Annotated in this window: 1 pseudogene; it reads right to left on the bottom strand. The window is 70.4% G+C overall.

Annotated elements, in window-relative coordinates:
- Window positions 1–28: 28 nt before the first annotated feature.
- Window positions 29–422 (bottom strand): annotated as a pseudogene (locus D7X55_RS46860) (hypothetical protein); the annotation flags it as partial.

The following is a 422-nucleotide window of genomic DNA, read 5'->3' as shown; positions in this document are numbered from 1 at the left end:
CGGTAAAGCGGTCGAGCGAGCTCGACCCCTACCGGCGCTTGGCCCACTTGTAGAACCGCTTCCAGCCCTGACGCACCGCGGCGACCCAGCCCGGGTCGGCCACCAGCGCGGCCTGCGCGGCGCTCGGCGCCTGGCCGGTCACGCGCTGGCGGATCTTCAGCAGGTTCTTCATGTCGCTGCGGCGCATCTGCCGGCTCAGCGGGCCGCGGCGCAGCCAGCGGGGTACGCGCCAGGCGGAGGTGAAATCCAGTAGCACCGGCACGCCGCCACTGACCACCACGTTGGTGCCATGCAGGTCGTTGTGGGTGATGCCGGCGGCGTGCAGGCGGCTGAGCGCGTGTTGCAGCTGCTCGAACACGTCATTGCCGACGGCCTGCGCGGTGCTCAGGGTTTGGCCGGGGATGAACTCCATACCCAGAGCC

Origin of the sequence: Corallococcus sp. AB049A (genome assembly GCF_003668885.1) — a bacterium.
Taxonomy (GTDB): domain Bacteria; phylum Myxococcota; class Myxococcia; order Myxococcales; family Myxococcaceae; genus Corallococcus; species Corallococcus interemptor.
Note: the sequence above shows the minus strand (reverse complement) of the source record. Positions and strands in the feature narration are given on the sequence as shown.